This window comes from Streptomyces sp. NPDC088387, assembly GCF_044753385.1.
Taxonomy (GTDB): Bacteria; Actinomycetota; Actinomycetes; order Streptomycetales; family Streptomycetaceae; genus Streptomyces.
Genome location: NZ_JBIVNC010000001.1, coordinates 617756 through 634681, shown reverse-complemented (window position 1 = coordinate 634681; position 16926 = coordinate 617756). Strand labels below are relative to the sequence as shown.

8 protein-coding genes, 1 other RNA gene and 2 pseudogenes are annotated in these 16926 nt (G+C 68.9%); 9 read left to right on the top strand and 2 right to left on the bottom strand.

The genetic code is table 11. The features are described from left to right. Positions 1 to 22 precede the first annotated feature (22 nt). From ACIQAC_RS02905 to ACIQAC_RS02885, 5 genes and pseudogenes are all read left to right on the top strand, one after another. A pseudogene (locus ACIQAC_RS02905) lies at positions 23 to 805 on the top strand (DMT family transporter); the annotation flags it as partial. Between the two features lie 160 nt (positions 806 to 965). Beyond that, positions 966 to 1377, top strand: an RNA gene (rnpB, locus tag ACIQAC_RS02900) — RNase P RNA component class A. Positions 1378 to 1728: 351 nt separating this feature from the next. Next, positions 1729 to 2946 (top strand): serine/threonine-protein kinase, encoded by a 1218-nt coding sequence (locus ACIQAC_RS02895; RefSeq protein ID WP_402186361.1) that lies wholly within the window; start codon positions 1729 to 1731, stop codon positions 2944 to 2946. Between the two features lie 214 nt (positions 2947 to 3160). Then, positions 3161 to 6082: an SNF2-related protein gene (locus ACIQAC_RS02890; RefSeq protein WP_402186359.1), complete on the top strand. Its 2922-nt coding sequence runs from the start codon at positions 3161 to 3163 to the stop codon at positions 6080 to 6082. Between the two features lie 62 nt (positions 6083 to 6144). Continuing rightward, positions 6145 to 11505, top strand: coding sequence for an Eco57I restriction-modification methylase domain-containing protein (locus tag ACIQAC_RS02885; RefSeq protein WP_402186358.1), 5361 nt, complete (start codon positions 6145 to 6147; stop codon positions 11503 to 11505). 70 nt (positions 11506 to 11575) lie between these two features. Here the strand turns inward: ACIQAC_RS02885 and ACIQAC_RS02880 are convergent, their stop codons facing one another. Continuing rightward, positions 11576 to 11779: a DUF397 domain-containing protein gene (locus ACIQAC_RS02880; protein ID WP_402186943.1), complete on the bottom strand. Its 204-nt coding sequence runs from the start codon at positions 11777 to 11779 to the stop codon at positions 11576 to 11578. Further along, entirely contained in the window at positions 11779 to 12603 is an 825-nt protein-coding gene (locus ACIQAC_RS02875; RefSeq protein ID WP_402186941.1) for a helix-turn-helix transcriptional regulator, read from the bottom strand. The genes ACIQAC_RS02880 and ACIQAC_RS02875 overlap by 1 nt, the downstream gene beginning before the upstream one ends. Positions 12604 to 12802: 199 nt before the next feature. Between ACIQAC_RS02875 and ACIQAC_RS02870 the strand changes: the two are divergent. The 4 genes and pseudogenes from ACIQAC_RS02870 to ACIQAC_RS02855 all read left to right on the top strand — a co-directional run bounded on the left by ACIQAC_RS02870 (position 12803) and on the right by ACIQAC_RS02855 (position 16915). Continuing rightward, positions 12803 to 13280, top strand: a pseudogene (locus ACIQAC_RS02870) (ATP-binding protein). A gap of 30 nt (positions 13281 to 13310) precedes the next feature. After that, complete coding sequence (locus ACIQAC_RS02865) at positions 13311 to 14483, top strand: hypothetical protein (RefSeq protein WP_402186356.1); 1173 nt, start codon at positions 13311 to 13313, stop codon at positions 14481 to 14483. Between the two features lie 60 nt (positions 14484 to 14543). Further along, a complete protein-coding gene (locus ACIQAC_RS02860; RefSeq protein WP_402186355.1) occupies positions 14544 to 15806 on the top strand; it encodes a DUF262 domain-containing protein in 1263 nt (420 codons plus the stop codon). Then, a complete protein-coding gene (locus ACIQAC_RS02855) occupies positions 15803 to 16915 on the top strand; it encodes a DUF3696 domain-containing protein (RefSeq protein WP_402186354.1) in 1113 nt (370 codons plus the stop codon). Before ACIQAC_RS02860 ends, ACIQAC_RS02855 begins: the two co-directional genes overlap by 4 nt. Positions 16916 to 16926 lie beyond the last annotated feature (11 nt).

Sequence of the window (16926 nt, the reverse complement as noted above, 5' to 3'; positions counted from 1 at the left end):
CCCGGCTGCCGATAGTGGCCGCATGACTGCACGCGGCTGGTTGTTGTTCTCCCTGATGGCAGTGGTCTGGGGCATCCCGTACCTGCTGATCAAGGTGGCGGTGGACGCGGACCTGTCCCCGTCCGTGGTGGTGTTCACGAGGTGCGCGCTCGGCGCGGCGCTGCTGCTCCCGTTCGCGCTGCGCCAGCGGGGTCTGGGATCGACGATCCGCCGCCACTGGAAACCGATGCTGGCGTTCGCCTGCATCGAGATCATCGGCCCGTGGTGGACGCTGACGGACGCGGAACGCCACCTGTCCAGCTCGACAGCGGGCCTGCTGATCGCGGGCGTCCCGATCGTCGGCGTGGCACTGTCCCGCTTCTTCGGCAACGAGGAGCACCTGGGCCCGCGGCGCCTGACGGGTCTGGTGTTGGGCTTGGCGGGGGTGGCGGTATTGACGGCCCCGCACCTCACCGGCGGGGATGCCCGCTCGTTGGGGGAGGTCTTCCTGACGGTGGTGGGTTACGCGACGGCCCCACTGATAGCGGCGCGCTACTTGAGGGACGTCCCGTCGCTCCACCTGACGGCCCCGTGCCTGGCACTGGCGGCCCTGGTGTACGCACCGGCGGCGGTGATCGGCCGCCCCGCCGCCCTGCCCTCGGCCTCGGTCCTGGTAGCACTGGCGGCCCTGGGAGTGATCTGCACGGCGATCGCCTTCGTGGCCTTCCTGGAACTGATCAAGGAGGTGGGCCCGACCCGGGCAACGGTCTTCACGTACGTCAACCCTGCGGTGGCGGTGGCGGCGGGCGCGCTGTTCCTGGACGAGCGACTGACGGTGGGAGTGGGGGCGGCGTTCACGCTGATCCTGGCGGGGTCTGTCCTGGCGACGGGGGCGGGCCGAGGGGACGGAAAGGCGCGGGTGGCTGCCACGTCGGCGGGGGTCCGACGGCGCCCGGCACGCCCGGTACCATGGTCGACACGGCAGACGAGCCGGGCGGACGGCCGCGTGGAGGTCCTTGCGGATCTCCCCGAGGAACGTCCGGGCTCCACAGGGCAGGGTGATGGCTAACGGCCACCCGGGGTGACCCGCGGGACAGTGCCACAGAAAACAGACCGCCCGGCGCTTCGGTGCCGGGTAAGGGTGAAACGGTGGTGTAAGAGACCACCAGCGCCTGAGGTGACTCAGGCGGCTAGGTAAACCCCACCCGGAGCAAGGTCAAAAGGGGCCGCCTTCTCGAAAGAGGGGTGTCCCTGCGCGGACGTTCGAGGGCTGCCCGCCCGAGTCCGCGGGTAGACCGCACGAGGCCGGCGGCAACGCCGGCCCTAGATGGATGGCCGTCGACCCGGTGACCGCGAGGTGCCGGGGGACAGAACCCGGCGTACAGCCCTGCTCGTCTGCCGCCTAGGGCTTCTGATCAGTAGAAGCGGAGATCAGAGACCTTCTCTGTGTATATGGGTGTGGGTCTCGCTCGACCCTGGTCCACACCGGTTCAAACGGCATCGTGCTTCGACGTGCGTAGCGATGAAGGTAGCCATGCCTTGCAACGTCGGCGAGTCGGGGAACCGTGGAGGGCGCCTGCCTGATTTCAGGGCGTTCTACGGCGGAGCGAGCGGCGTGTTGACTCTTTCTGGCTACGCCTGTGTTTCTCCAGGTTCTGGGGCGTCCTCGGATGGGACGTCGGCTCATATGGATCGTTGGATAGTCTGCACCGCGTGGCGGGACATACCGCCGGGGAGGCTACGGCCGGCATGGACAATGCGCGGGCCGCGCGCCGGACGCCGAGGGGGAGCGAGGACGTCGTGGAACCGCTGAGGAGTGACGACCCCACTCACATCGGGGGCTTTACGCTGCGCGGCCATATCGGCTCCGGCGGTATGGGCCGGGTGTACCTCGGCGAGTCACCCGCCGGACAGCAAGTCGCCGTCAAGGTCATCAAGGCGTCCGTTCTGGACACCGAGACCCGCAGCAGGTTCGTCCTCGAAGTGGAGAACCTCAGGAAGGTCTTCGGTCCCCGGGTCGCCGCCTTCGCAGGTGCCGACCCGCTCGCCGACCAGCCCTGGCTCGCCGTCGACTACGTCCCCGGCCCCGACCTCCTGCGTCACGTCCGCGACCACGGCACGCTCCCGCTCGTCGAAACCGCGAGCCTCGGCGCGCTGCTCGCCGAGGGACTCACCTCCGTCCACCAGGCTCAGCTCCTGCACCGGGACCTCAAGCCGCAGAACATCCTGCTCGGCCCCGACGGCCCCAAGGTGATCGACTTCGGCCTCGCGGTGCTCGCGGAACGCCGTACGACACTGACCGCGACGGGTGTCGTGGTCGGCAGCGTCCTGTGCATGCCGCCCGAGCAGGCGGAGGGCACTCACCAATTGACCCCCGCGGCGGACGTGTACGCCCTCGGCGTGGTGCTGCTCTTCGCCGCCACCGGCCACTACCCGTACGAGGGCGACAACTGGCTCGCGGTCGCGGCCCGGATCGGCGACCCGCACCACGCCCCGGACCTGACAGGGCTGCCCACGGAACTGGCGCCCGTCGTGTCCTCGATGCTCGCCCTCGACCCGGCCGACCGCCCCTCCCTCCCGGACGTCACCGGCGCACTGGTGGCGGTCCTGGGCGGCTCCGGCGTCTCCGCCCGGCAGGCCCGGCAGCGGCTGATCGCGCGGACGGCACCGCATGCCGACGGCCGACTGGTGCCGCCTCCGGGACCGATCGCCGAGCATGTGCCCACGGTCGTCGATCCGGTCGCGCTGCCCGCGGAGCAACAGCCGGACACCGGCGACGCAGACGTTCCGGTGAAGGCAGATGCCCCCGTCTTGCCACCGCCGGCCCCGCGCCCCGTCATGTCGCGGCCCCGGACATCCCGCGGCCGCACCCCAGACGCCGCCACGGCCCACGATGTTGCTGAGGCCCTGCGCTCTGCCTACGCCAAGGAGGCCGTCTTCGTTCCGGCCCGCGGCGCGGGGCGCTGACCGACCAGGGCCGGGCAGCGCCCCGAAGGGGCGCGGGGCTGTATCGATGTGCGGCTGCCGCCGCGGTGGGGGAGTGACCAGCCACAATGGTGCCGCAGCCGAACGACGGCCCAACTTGGCTGAACCAGCGGAGCGCCCCGCATCCGCCATGGAAGACTTGCGCGTTATTCGACCACTTCCCGTACGACAGTGCGCAGGACGCGGAGGCAGCAGCGTGACCCACCAGCCGGACGTCTCGGAGTCCAGGTTCCCGCCGGGGGCCCAGATCCTCGTACGGGACGAGGAGTGGCTGGTGAAGAACGTCACCCCGAGCCGGGACGGCGCCAAGATCGAGGCGGTCGGCGTGTCGGAGTTCGTCCGCGACGAGACGGCCGTCTTCTTCACCGAGATCGAGCGTCTGGCCGGCGACGAGGTCCGGCTCCTCGACCCCGAGGACACCGAGTTGGTCGAGGACCCCACCGACCACTTCCGCCGCAGCCGTCTCTTCCTCGAAGCCCTGCTGCGCAAGACGCCGCTCCCGCAGACCGAGCGCGGCCTGGCGCTCGCCGACCGCTTCCTCGTCGACCCGCTCAGCTACCAGCAGCGCCCTGCCGAACTGGCTCTCTCCCTCGCCAACCTGCGCCCCCGTCTGCTGATCGCCGACGTCGTCGGTCTCGGCAAGACCCTGGAGATCGGTCTCACCCTGGCCGAGCTGATTCGCCGCGGCCGGGGCGAGCGCATCCTCGTCGTCACCCCGCAGCATGTCCTGGAGCAGTTCCAGCACGAGCTGTGGACCCGTTTCTCCATCCCGCTGATCCGCCTCGACTCGGTCGGTATCCAGCGCATCCAGCGGGAGATCCCGGCCGGCCGCAACCCCTTCACCCACTACAAGCGGGTCATCGTCTCCGTCGACACCCTCAAGAACATCGGTCAGTACCGCCACCACCTGGAGAAGATCCACTGGGACGCGGTGGTCATCGACGAGTCCCACAACCTCATCAACCGCGGCAGCCAGCGCAACGCCCTCGCCCGCGTCCTCGCCCCCAACACCGACGCCCTGCTGCTGGCCAGCGCCACCCCGCACAACGGCGACGGGAAGTCCTTCGCCGAGCTGATCAGCCTCCTTGACCCGGCGGCTATCGCCGACCCGGGTGACTACGACGCCGAGAACGATCTCGGTCACCTCTTCATCCGCCGTACGAAGGTCCACCCCGAGGTACGCGACCAGATCGGCAAGGAGTGGGCCGACCGCGACCCCACCGTCTCCGTGCCCTGCACCGCGACCGACGCCGAGGAGCGGATCTTCGCGGAGCTCACCGAGCACTGGATCCCGGCGCCGGACACCTCCACCGAGTTCGGCACCGCGACGTCCGGCCGTACGGCGCTCACCGAGGACCGCCTCTTCCCGTACACGCTCCTCAAGGCCTTCCTCTCCTCCCACCGCGCGCTGGACAAGACCGTCACCACCCGCAGGAACACCCTGACCGACAAGGCGGCGAAGACGGCGCCCGGCACCCAGGCGGCTGCCCGCATCGCCACCGAACTCGGGGCTCTGGAGCGCCTGTTCGCGTTGACATCGGCGATCGGGGAGTCAGGAGCGCAAGGCGACTCCGCCAAGCTCGACGCGCTCGTGGAGCAGCTCACCGACATCGGTGTCCGGCCCGGCTCGGCTACCCGGGTCGTCGTCTTCTCCGAACGCGTCGAGACCCTGAAGTGGCTCGCCAAGGTTGCCCCTGCCCGCCTCGGCTTCACCGAGCAGCAGGCGCGGCAGGCGGTGAAGGTCATGCACGGCGGTCTGTCGGACAAGGAGCAGATGGCCGTCGTGGAGGCCTTCGGCCTCGCCCACGACCCCGTGCGCATCCTGTTCACCGGCGACGTGGCCTCCGAGGGCGTCAACCTGCACCGCCAGTGCCATGACCTCGTGCACTACGACATCCCCTGGTCACTGATCCGCATCGAGCAGCGCAACGGCCGCATCGACCGCTACGGCCAGAAGCACAACCCCCGCTTCCGCGCGCTGATCCTCCACTCCGAGACCCAAGGCGCCAAGGACGACCGTACGGTCGCCGAGAAGCTCCTCAAGCGCGAGGAGGAGGCCTACCGCCTCGACGGCACCGCGGAAGCGGTGACCGGGCTGTATCGCGCGGAGGAGGAGGAACGCCGCCTGGTCAAGGACCTCCTCGCCGGCCGCACGGTCGAGGAGTCCCTCGCCGCCTCACCCACCCCCGGCGACCCGCTGACCGCGCTCTTCACCCAGCCGTCCGTCCTGCCCGAGCACCGCCCCGTGCCCAAGGCGCAGGTCCCGTCGCTGTTCGGCGGCGACACGGAGGCGTTCGTACGGGCGGCCCTCGACGAGGTCTACGACGAGCACCCGCACGACGCCCTCGACCTCTCCGAGCACCGCCACACCGGCCCGCGCGGCGAACCGGCCCCCTACCTGAGCCTCGCCACCGCCAAGGCCCCCGACCTCCTCCACCGCCTCGACATCCTGCCGCCCGACTACCTGCGGGACCAGAAGCTGAAGGAGCGCCTCCTGGTCACCTTCGACCGCGGTCTCGGACAGCACAGCCTGGACGAGGCCCGCGGCAAGTCCGGGTCCAGCTGGCCCGCCATCGGCTACCTCACCGACATCCACCCCTTGGTGGAGTGGCTGGTGGACAAGGTCCTCGTGCAGCTCGGCCGCCAGCAGGCACCGGTCCTCCTCACCCCCAAAGCGCCCGGCCCGACCTTCCTCGTCCAGGGCATCTACTCCAACAAGCTCGGCCGCCCCACGGTCGTGGAGTGGATGGCCGTCCGTGGCCTGCCCGGCGCCCCCGAGGTCGTGCCGATGCCGGACGCCCTGGCGGAGGCGGGCGTGGGCCCCGACATGGCCAACCCGGCCCCGCCCCGCGACCTCCCCGTCCTCCAGGCCCTGGTCCCGGCCGCGGTGGCGGCGGCCCGGGAGCACCTGGAGGAGCGCAAGGACGCCTGGACCCAGCAGATCAGCGCCCAGCTCGACGATTACCGCGCCCGCCTCGGCCGCTGGCAGCAGCAGTCCCTGCTGCCCGGCCGGATCGTCGCGGACACCATCCGCCACCAGACGGAACTGGCCGACAAGCTCTCCGCCACCGGCCGCCCGCTGCTGCGCGTCCTGGCCGTCCTCGACCGCGACGCCTGACCGGCACCAGTCCCTCTCCCTTCGAACTCCCTTCGAAGCCACCCGCAGAAACGGTCCTCGACGTGACGTACGACTCGCTGGTCAACCACGGCGACTACTTCTCCGCCCACTACCTTGCCGAAGTCCTCCCCAAGGACCTCAAGGCGAAGGACGGACTGCTCGCCCGCTGGGCCGAGCACGAGGCCGAGGAGAACAAGAAGCCGGCGGGCGAGCCGCGCACTCTCACACCCCGCCAGGGCCTACGGGCCCTGCGTACCCCGTACTTCGCCGACCGCGCCGACCTCGCGGAGCGGGCCCAGGCCGAAATCGACGCCCCCGAGGACGAGTCGGGCTGGCGCACGCACGACGACCCCCGCTGGATCAAGACGGTCGGCGAACTCCACGACCGTGTTCTGCAAGCCCTCGGCTACACCCCAGCCCCCGCGACCCTCACCGTCGAACGAGCGGGCCGCACCTACGACATCGAGGTCGCCCACGCCGAACCCGGCCTGGTCGCAATCGCCTGCGGCTGGGCCGCCGAGCCGGACGCCGCCCGCGACCCCGCGGGCCCCGGCCGGCTCCTGCACCCGGTCGACATCCCGCAGGGAGAGCCGCTGTCCGACGCCGACAGCCTGGTCCGTTTCCTCTTCGCCGCCGACGAACCGCCCCGCTACGTCCTGATCCTGGTCGGCGGTGTCGTCGTACTCGCCGACCGCACCGCCTGGAGCGAGGGCCGCTACCTCGCCGTCAGCCTCGACTCCGCACTCGAACGCCGGGACGACCGCCCCGGCGGCGAACTCGACACCATCGCCGCCCTGTTCGGCGCGGACTCGCTCCGCGTCCCCGAGACCGGCGGCACGAACCCTCTCGATGACCTCGTCTCCAAGTCGGGCAAGCACGCCGTCGGCGTCTCCACGGAGCTCCGCGAGGGCCTCAAGGACTCGGTCGAACTCATCGCCCAGGCCGTCCTGGACCGACTGGCCGAGCCCGGACAGGGTGTGACAGCGGCCCACCTCGACGACCCACAGCGCCTCGCCCGCCGCCTGACACGCGAGTCCCTGCGCTACCTCTACCGGATCCTGTTCCTGCTGTACGCCGAGGCCCGCCCGGAGCTGGGCATCCTCCCGTCGGACTACCCCGAGTACGGGGCGGGTTACGGCCTCCAGCGCCTCGGCGACCTGGCCGTCCGCGACCTCGTAGGCCCCACGGCCCGCGACGGCTTCCACCTCTACCAGTCGATCGACCTGCTCACCCGCATGGTCAACAAGGGCCACCGTCCGTACGGCACCGAGGAGGAGGACCGGGCGACGGAGGCGGCGGACCGCGAGGCGGAGGTGGCGGAAGCGGCCGAACTCGCGGCGGCGGGCGGAGACCTGACGGAAGCTCAACTCGCCTTGCGCGCTCGCCGATTCGAGCGGGAACGGCGGGCCCGGCGCAGTGAGGACGTTGGCCTGCGCTTCGAGCCGCTGCGCTCGGACCTGTTCGAGCCGGGCGCGATCCGCCTGATCGGCCCGCAGATCCCCAACCCCTTGTACGACGAGGACGACCCGTCCGCCGGACCGGAGTTCTTCGACACCCGGCTGCGAAACGCCACCCTCCACAAGGTGCTGCGCCGCTTGATGCTCACCAAGGGCCGCAAGGGCGAGCGGGGCGGCTTCATCTCCTATGCCCAGCTCGGCATCAACCAGCTCGGTGCCGTGTACGAGGGCCTGATGTCCTACACCGGCTTCATCGCGCGCGAGACGCTCTTCGAAGTCGCCAAGGGCGGCGACGCGTCGAAGGGCAGTTGGATGATCCCGGAGTCCCGGGCCAACGACTACCCGAACGAGGTGTTCGTCCAGCGGGAGAACGACGACACCGGCCTGACGGAACGGGCCGAGTACCCGCCGGGTTCGTTCGTCTACCGGCTGGCGGGTCGCGACCGCGAGAACACGGCCTCCTACTACACCCCGGAGTCCCTCACCCAGGTCACGGTCGAACTGGCCCTGAAGCACCGTTTCGACCAGAACAGCGAGGTGACGTCGGCGCGCGAGCTGCTGGAGTGGAAGATCTGCGAACCGGCGCTCGGGTCGGGCGCGTTCCTCAACGAGGCGATCAACCAGGTCGCCACCGAGTACCTGAAGCGGCGCCAGGACGAGACCGGCGTCGAGATCCAGCCCGACCAGAGGCTGGCCGAACTACAGAAGGTCAAGGCCTACGTCGCCCTGCACAACGCGTACGGCGTCGACCTCAACGCGACGGCGGTGGAGCTGGCCGAAGTCTCGCTCTGGCTCAACACCATGCACCCTGGCATGCAGGCGCCGTGGTTCGGTCTGCACCTGCGGCGCGGCAACTCGCTGGTCGGCGCGGGGCGGAAGATCTATGACAAGGACGCCCTGGGCAAGGGCAAGTGGCTGTCGAAGAAGGACACGCTCGCTCCGAAGGAACTCCCCTTCAGGAAAGGTGACTTGCCGGAAGGCGCGGTCCATCACTTCCTGCTGCCCGCGCTGGGGTGGGGAGCGGTCGTCGGGGACGCCAAGTTCAAGAAGATTGCCGAGGAACTGGACAAGGCGGCCGTCCAGCGGATGGAGAAGTGGCGGTCTGGCATCCAGCGCGCGCCGAAGACGGTGACACAGCGGCGACGGCTCCAAGGGGTCGCGCGGCGGGCCGAGTTCCTGTGGAAGCTGGTGGTCGAGCGGCTGAAACAGTCCGAGCGGGAGATCTCTCGCGAGATCGACGTCTGGGGCGCGGACTGGCTGGACCATCCCAAGCAGGCGGTACCGAAGGAGGTCGTGTACGGCGACCTCACGCGTCCTGGGACGCCGTACTGGCGGCTGAAGACGGTCATGGACGTGTGGTGCGCGCTGTGGTTCTGGCCGTTGGACCGAGTGGGGGAGCTGGTCGGTCCGGAGGTTGTGCCGGTGGCCGTAGAGGAGGCGGAGTCTGAGGCGACCACCGGTCCGGCCCCAGGGGATCAACTCTGGGTGAAGGACAGTCTCTTCGACGACGGGCTTCCTCAGCAGCTGGAGATGGGAGAGGCCGCTTCCGGGGCGGATGCGGAGGACAAGAAGCCGGCGCGGAAGAAGACGCCCGGTAAGCCGAAGGGGAGGCGTGAGGTCATTCCCCTCGCGACGCTGGACGACTGGATCGACTTCCTGGAGTGCGCGCTCGGGGCGAAGGATGTGCCGGCGGATTCCCTGGTTGCTGACTTCAGGGATCTGGAGGCGCTGCGGGAGTACGAGGTGAAGCTCGACGGGTTCATGGGGATGGACTCGCCGTTCCGGTTGAAGGCGCGGTTCCCGTGGTTGGACACGGTGGAGGACGTGGCCGGGAGTGAGGACCGGGATGACGTCGGCGCGGACGGGGGGATGGGGTTCTTCCATTGGGAGTTGCAGTTCGCGCATGTCTTTGCCGGGGAGGCCGGGGGGTTTGATGTGCAGGTGGGGAATCCGCCGTGGGTGCGGCCGGAGTGGAAGGAGGACTCCGTTCTTGCCGAGCGTGATCCGTGGTTCATGCTCACGGAGAAGCCGAGCGCGGCGGTGAGGAAGGCTCGGATTGCCGAGCTGTTCAGCGGTGCCGAGGCGCGGGCTTACTTCCTGAATGAACTCGTCGCCATCATGGGTGTGTCGAGCCAGCTCGGGTCACCGGTCGTCTATCCCGTTCTTGATGGCAAACGTCCCGACTTGTATCGCGCGTTCATGTGCCAGACGTGGACCCACGCTGGGCGCGACGGCACGATCGGACTCATCCACCCCGACACCCACTTCAGCGGCGACAGGGATGAGTTGCTGCGGGCGGCTGCATACAAGCGCCTGCGGGTGCACGGCGACTTCGTCAACGCGGGCAACCGCTTCTTCCCGCCGCCGGTCGGTCGGTCCAGCCACTTCGGGCTGCACATCTATGGGACGGAAGGGGAGATCGGCTTCGATCATCTCTCGTGGCTGTTCTCTGTGGACGCGCTGCGGCTGTCCGCTCAGCACGATGGTTCGGGGCCGGATCCGGGGGTTCGGTTCGGGGACACATGGGACGAGCGGCCGCATCTTAAGCGGATTATCCGGGTGCACCAGGAGACGCTGGAGCAGTGGCAGAGGCTGACTGGCGACGAAGAGCAGCCGGTTGAGCACGGGAGGCTGCTGTCGCCGGTGAGCGTGGCCGAGGGGGACGCGATTGAGGCCCTTGCTTCCTACCAACTGAAGGTGGGGGAGCTAGCGCAGATCTCATCGGGCTACAACGAGACGCTTGCCAAGCGAGACGATGTGATCGACTACAACCTCCCCGGTGAGGAGGGTTCGCTCTTCCGGCCCGAGAAGTGGGAGGACGTCATCCTCAAGGGGCCCCAAATCGGCCTGGCCAACCCGCTGTTCAAGCAGCCCAGTCAGGGTGGCGGTGAGGTGCTTGGCCTCAACCACCTGGTGATTGCCGACGATGTGGTGCCGGAGACGGAGTACGTGCGGGTCGCGACGCCGGAGAAGTACGCCGAGAAGCAGGACCGGTGGCTTGACCGGGGTGGGCTGGCGCGGCTGCGGGCGTCGGAGGAGGAGGCGGCTGAAGCGCGGCGGGTGTTGGCTGAGGCTCGGGGGGTGCCGGAGGACGAGGTCGATGCCGATGACGTTGATCGGTACTTTGTGGGGCGGTCGACTCGGGCCTATTCGAGGTTCTACCGGGTGGCGTGGCGGGAGATGATCGCCCCAGACACCGAGCGCAGTCTCTACGCGGCGCTCATCCCGCCCGGCGCTGCGCATGTCGACCTCGTACACAGCATGTACATGGGCGACAACCGCTCCACTGCTCTGACGGCAGGTTTCTGGGCAGGCCTCCCCGTGGACTACCTCCTGCGGACGACGGGCGTAGGCCACCTCAAGAAGGCGCCGGCACGGCGCATGCCCGCCCCGTCGCAGGGACACCCTCTGGAGTCGGCCCTGTTGTTGCGGACCCTCCGGCTCAACTGCCTCACTACGGCCTACGCGGACCTATGGTCCGAGCTCTACGACGCGACTTGGCCTGCGTACGAGCCGTGGGCGTGCGAGTGGCCCGAGCTGCAAGGCCTGCATGACGTCGGCCCTGAGTGGACCCGCGCTACCCCTTTGCGTACCGAACGGGCACGTCGTGCCGCACAGGTCGAGATTGACGCCCTGGTCGCCGTCTGGCTCGGCGTCGACGCAGACGCGCTCATCGCCATGTACAAAGCTCGCTTCCCGATCATGCAGGACTTCGACGCGGTCACCTGGTTCGACGCCAACGAGCTCCGCATCGCAGGCAATCGCTACACCTACGGCCACGGCCAGACCAAGGAGCACTACGAACAACTCCGTGCCCACCTCGACGGCGAACGCAAAGACCCGCCGGACGGCTACACGCCCCCCTTCTACAAGGCCAACCGCGAGGACGAGATGCGGGAGGCGCACGCCTACTTCTCGGCGCGGCTCCAGGAGGCCATCGACCAGGGCAAGTGGACGCTGCCGTAGACCTGACCGGGATACGCCGATGCCCCGCGCCCGGTACGGAACCGGGTGCGGGGCATCAGAACGTCGTACGTCAGTGATCGGCGGCGTACGAGACGAAGTCGGTCCACTGCTGGGCGCTGAAGGCGAGTTGAGGGCCCTGCGTGCGCTTCGAGTCCCGTACATGGATGGTCTCGGGGGCGAAAGCGACCTCCACGCACTCCGGGCCTTCGTTCGTGCTGTAGCTGCTCTTGAACCACTCCAGCGCGGAACCGTTCCCCGTCGAGGGGTTGGTCATCATGTCTCTCCCAGCACTTTCTCGATGAAGGCCAGCGACTCACGGGGCGTGAGGGCTTGGGCCCGGACGATGCCATAGTGGATCTCAAGGAGCTGGATCTCCTTGGGGTGCGAGATCAACCGACTGATGAGGTGAGCCTCGTTGTGCCCCACGGTGTCCCCCTCCTTGAGCCGGAGAAGCTGAAATGACCCTGCAAGACCGGCGTGGTCCTCGCGGTCCGTCGGCATCACCTGGATCTCCACGTTCCGTCGTCGGCCGACTTCCAACAGGCGTTCGAGCTGCTCCTGCATCACCATTCTGCCCCCGAGCGGACGGCGTAGCGTCACCTCTTCCAGGACGAAGCCGAAGACGGGGGCGGGCTGTTCCTCGAAGATCCTCTGTCGCGCCAAGCGAGCGGTGACAAGGCGCTCGACCTCCTCCTCGCTGAATGCCGGGCGCCGCATCCCGTACAACGCCCTCGCGTACTCCGGGGTTTGAAGCAGCCCGTGGACGACCATGCTGGCGTAGGCGAAGATCTCAACCGCCTCCCCCTCCAACTTCGCCAGATCCCGAACCTTCTTCGGATACCGAGCCTCCTCCACATCCTTCTTCAGCCCAGCAAGCAACCCACCCGCGTCCAACACCCGATCAGCCGCCTCCAGGAACTTCGCACTCGGCGCCCGCCGCCCCCGCTCCACCGAGGACACCTGCTCCTCGCTGTACCCGATGGCCACCCCCAACTCGGCCTGCGTGAGCCCCTTGCGCTCACGGCACGCCTTGAGAATCTTGCCCACCGTCCGCAGTACCGCCGCCGACTCCTCGTCATCAGCGCCGTACGGCTCCATCCCGTCACCGCTCTGCTGTGACCCCTGCCCCGTCACGCTCACTCCCGGACACCTCCACATGCGGCCCGTACCCAACTCGCCGTCGGCGCCCCGCGTAACGCCACACGGCCCGGACAGAGCCGGACGGCACCCGGACAGTGACGCTGCGTACCGACGTCGTTACTGGTCAGCGTAGAGTCGGCCGACCACGCTGAGTGACATGAACGCCGATATTGCCCCCACGACGGCACCGCACCCCGAGCCCACCCAACCCACCACCCCCACCCGCCACTTCACCATCCGCCTCTCCGCCACCCCGAGAGGCGCCCGCCTCGCCCGTCACCTGGCAGCCGAGCAACTCCACACCTGGGGCTGGCCGTACGACACCGAGGCCAACCACATCGCCACCCTCCTCGTCTCGGAACTCGCCACGAACGCCGCCCTGCACGGCCGCGTCAGAGGGCCGAGACTTCCGCCTCCGCCTCACCCTCTACCCCGAGGACGCCACGCTCCGTATCGAACTCACCGACGCACGCCCTGCCCACCGTCCGCCCGCCCCCGGCACTCTCCCGTCGCCTTCTCCGGACCAGGACTCCGGCCGAGGCCTCCTCCTCGTCGAAGCCCTGTCCACGCATTGGGGAACGACCTCTGGAGACCCGTATACGAAGACCGTCTGGTGCGAAGTCGCCCTGGAGTGACTGTCAGTGGCGTCTGCAAGCCTGATGGTCATGACGCGCACCGTATTCGAGAACCTCACGTTCTTCTGGGCCTACTGGACCCTCTTCGAGACGGCGATGATCGCCCTGCTGTGGCTGACCCGCTCCCGTGTGCTGGGCGATCGGCTCTACCGGATTCCGGTTGTGCGACGGATCGGGCGCGGCGCCTGTGAGCGTCGCGTAGAGGCGCTGTTGGCTGAGCTGGAGCGGAGAGAGGTGCCGGCGGAAGCATGGCCAGGGAAGGACGCACTCGTCGCGCGGTGGCACCGTATCGTCATCGGCCGGTGCGTCTCCGTACTCCTCCAGGCCGTGCCCCTGCTGATCGTCGTGCTCCCCTTCTGGTGGGCGACATCGTGGGCTCGTACGTCTGCCACGCCGTTCTGGATGTTCGCCGCCATCACCGGCTTCGGCGTCGTCTCCATCGCGCTCATGGCCGCCGACGAACGGGCCGCCGTGGTCTCCGACGCGGCCGGGGCCCTCACGGTGGAAGCCGTCCGCTTCCTGGAGACGCTGCTCATCACGGATGACCGCCGCCCACAGGACTCGGCGCTCGACACCCACGGGAAAGCGTTCGGCCGCCTGTGCCAAGCCCTGCGCGCCCAGGCGCGGCATACCACCCGCCGTATGCCGCCTGCCGCCCGCACGCGTGTGCGTGAGACCGCGGAGCGACTGATCGCGGCCCTCGCCGAAGCCAACCAGCGCTACCTCTTCGGCGAGGGCCCGGATCGCGACACCGCCGTACGCGACCTGTCCCGGCTGGCTGCCGGCGCCCTTCGCCACAGCTGCCTTCCGCGCGCACAGCGCGACAGCCTGGTGGTCATCGACGCCGCGCTCCTCGCCGACGCACCGGAACCGGACGCGGCGGCCACCGCGGCCGAGCCACTCCGGAGCCGCCTGCTGGCGGGCGCGGGCAAGGTAGCGGTGGCTGTGGGCCTGCTCGCCGGGGCGGTTCTCTTTCCCGGTGGGGGAGTGGGCTCGGTTCTGCTGTTGCTCGCGGGCCTGGCGGTCTTTCCGTCGCTCAGGGAGGCCCTCTACCGAGCCAGGGACTTCTCCGCCTTCGTCGGCGGCTCCGAGTTCCCGGTCGCGGACACGGAGCCGAACCGCTCGGCGCCCGCCTCGCCCACGCCTTGCCCGCACTGCGCCGAGCACTCATCCGTCACCGCGGGATCACGGCCGGTAGGGTGAGAGACGACCAGGACCGAGCGATGACCGGGCACGACACGAGGGCGAGGGCGACGAGACGACATGGCCGGGCTGGAGGACAGCAGCCAGGGGCGTACACGGGACCGGCGGTCGGTGTACGAGCGGTACCAAGAGCGGCAGGGGGAGCAGAGCGTCATCGGTCTGGACGACCTCTTCCCTGTGGAGATCGGCTCCGACGGTCAGCCGACCGACGTTGAGCGCGAGGACACCGACGAGGGTGTCGACCAGATCACCTCGCCCTTCGACCCCGAGCACATCGACATCGAGACCCGTACGACCACGGTTGACCTGCTGCTCTCCCGGCTCCGTAACGAGATGATCGACCTCGCTCCCGACTTCCAACGCCGGGCAGGCATCTGGACGGACGAGAAGCAGAGCCGCCTGATCGAGTCGCTGCTCCTGCGCATCCCCATTCCGTCCTTCTACGCGGCCGAGCAGAAGGACGGTAGCTGGGCCATCGTGGACGGCATCCAGAGGCTGACGTCGATCGCGCGCTTCCTGGATGCCGGCACGGTCAAGGCTCCGCCGCTGAAGCTGAAGGGGCTGGAGTACCTCCGCAACTTCGCGGGGGCGGGCTTCGGCGATCTCTCCGGCAAGCTCCAGATCCGGCTGAGGGAGACCGAGGTCGTCGTCCATGTCATCCGGCGTGGCACTCCCGAGCCGGTCATGTTCAACGTCTTCGCCCGCATCAACACCGGGGGCGAGCCGCTGACCCGGCAGGAGATCCGGCACGCACTGATCCCGGGGCGGGCGAGGACCTTCCTCACCGAGCTGGCCGAGTCTCAGGAGTTCCGCGACGCCACCGGCGGCAGCGTGGTCGGGGACCGGATGGCCGACCGCGAGATGGCCCTGCGGTTCCTGGCCTTCCGGCTGACCCCTCCGGACGGGTACCGCACCGGTGACTTCGACTCGTTCCTGGCCGAGGCGATGCACCGCATCAATCGCTTCGACGCCACGGACGAGGAGCGTCTTCGGTACGAGTTCCGCAGCGCCATGCTCGCGGCTCAGGCGGCCTTCCACGGCCACGCCTTCCGCAAGTACCGCTCTGGCCAGCAGCGCAAGTCGCCCATCAACAAAGCCCTGTTCGAGACGATCGCGGTGAACCTGGCCGCCCTCGACCCGGACCAGCGCTACGGGCTCGCGCAACTGGACGTCCTGGAAGCCTTCGCGGACCTCATGGAGGACGCGGAGTTCGAGCGGTCCATCTCGGTGGCCACCGGCGACCCCAAGAAGGTACGGAAACGCTTCGAGGCCGTACAGGAACTCTTCGAAGACCTCCTCGAACCCGGAGACACGCGCCCGTGATCACCCGCCTCACCCTGGTCAACTTCAAGGCGTTCCGCCGCCTCGAACTCCCGCTGGGTCCGCTGACCCTCCTCACCGGCCTGAACTCGTCCGGCAAGAGCAGCGTTCTGCAGGCCCTCGCACTGCTCCGTCAGTCGAACGACAACGGAAGGCAGGGACTGCTGCTCAACGGTGAGCTGGTGGAACTGGGCAGTGCGCGAGACGTCCTGCACGACGACTTCGGCCCCGCGGTCGACCTCCTGGGTACCAGCGCTCCCCGGGTCGGGTTCGTGGTCGAGGCAGGCGAGCAGTTCCAGTTCGCCGGCTCCTACGACCCGGAGGAGCCCGACGAGGACGTAATGGAGCTGATGTTGGCACCGGCGGAAGACCGGCCGTTCCTCGCCGCTCCGTTCCAGTACCTGCACGCCGACCGCATCACGCCCGCCGTCACCTATCCACGCTCCCGTCAGATCGCCATCGACCGCGGATTCCTCGGCGTACGCGGCGAACACACCGTCAACTACCTTCGCCACTATGGCGAGAGAGAGGTTCCTGACGGTCCGCTACGCCACCCCGACGCCTCCTCACCTCAGCTCCGCGACCAGACAGTCGCCTGGATGCAGGAGCTCTGCCCCGGCCTCAACCTCCAGGCCGACGCCGTCGAGGGCACCGACTTCGTCCGCCTCTCCTACGGCTTCGGCGGCACCGCCGGTATCAACGCCACGCGCCGCCGCCGTCCCACCAACGTCGGCTTCGGACTCACATACGCTCTGCCGATCGTGGTCGCCTGTCTCACCGCCACCCCCGACAGCTTGATCCTCCTGGAGAACCCGGAGGCCCACCTGCACCCCAAGGGCCAGAGCAGGATGGCGGCCCTGATCTCCGCCGCTGCCGCCACCGGGGCCCAGATGGTCGTCGAGACCCACAGCGACCACGTCCTGAACGGTGTGCGCATCGCCGTCAAACAGGGCGCCCTTCAGCCGGAGGATGCCGTCGTCCACTTCTTCCGCGGCAACGGTTCAGACACCGAGGTCATCAGCCCCACCATCGACAAGGACGGCATGCTCGCCCAGTGGCCCCAGGGGTTCTTCGACGAGTGGGAGAACTCGCTCGACCAGCTGCTGGACTGACGACGCACCGA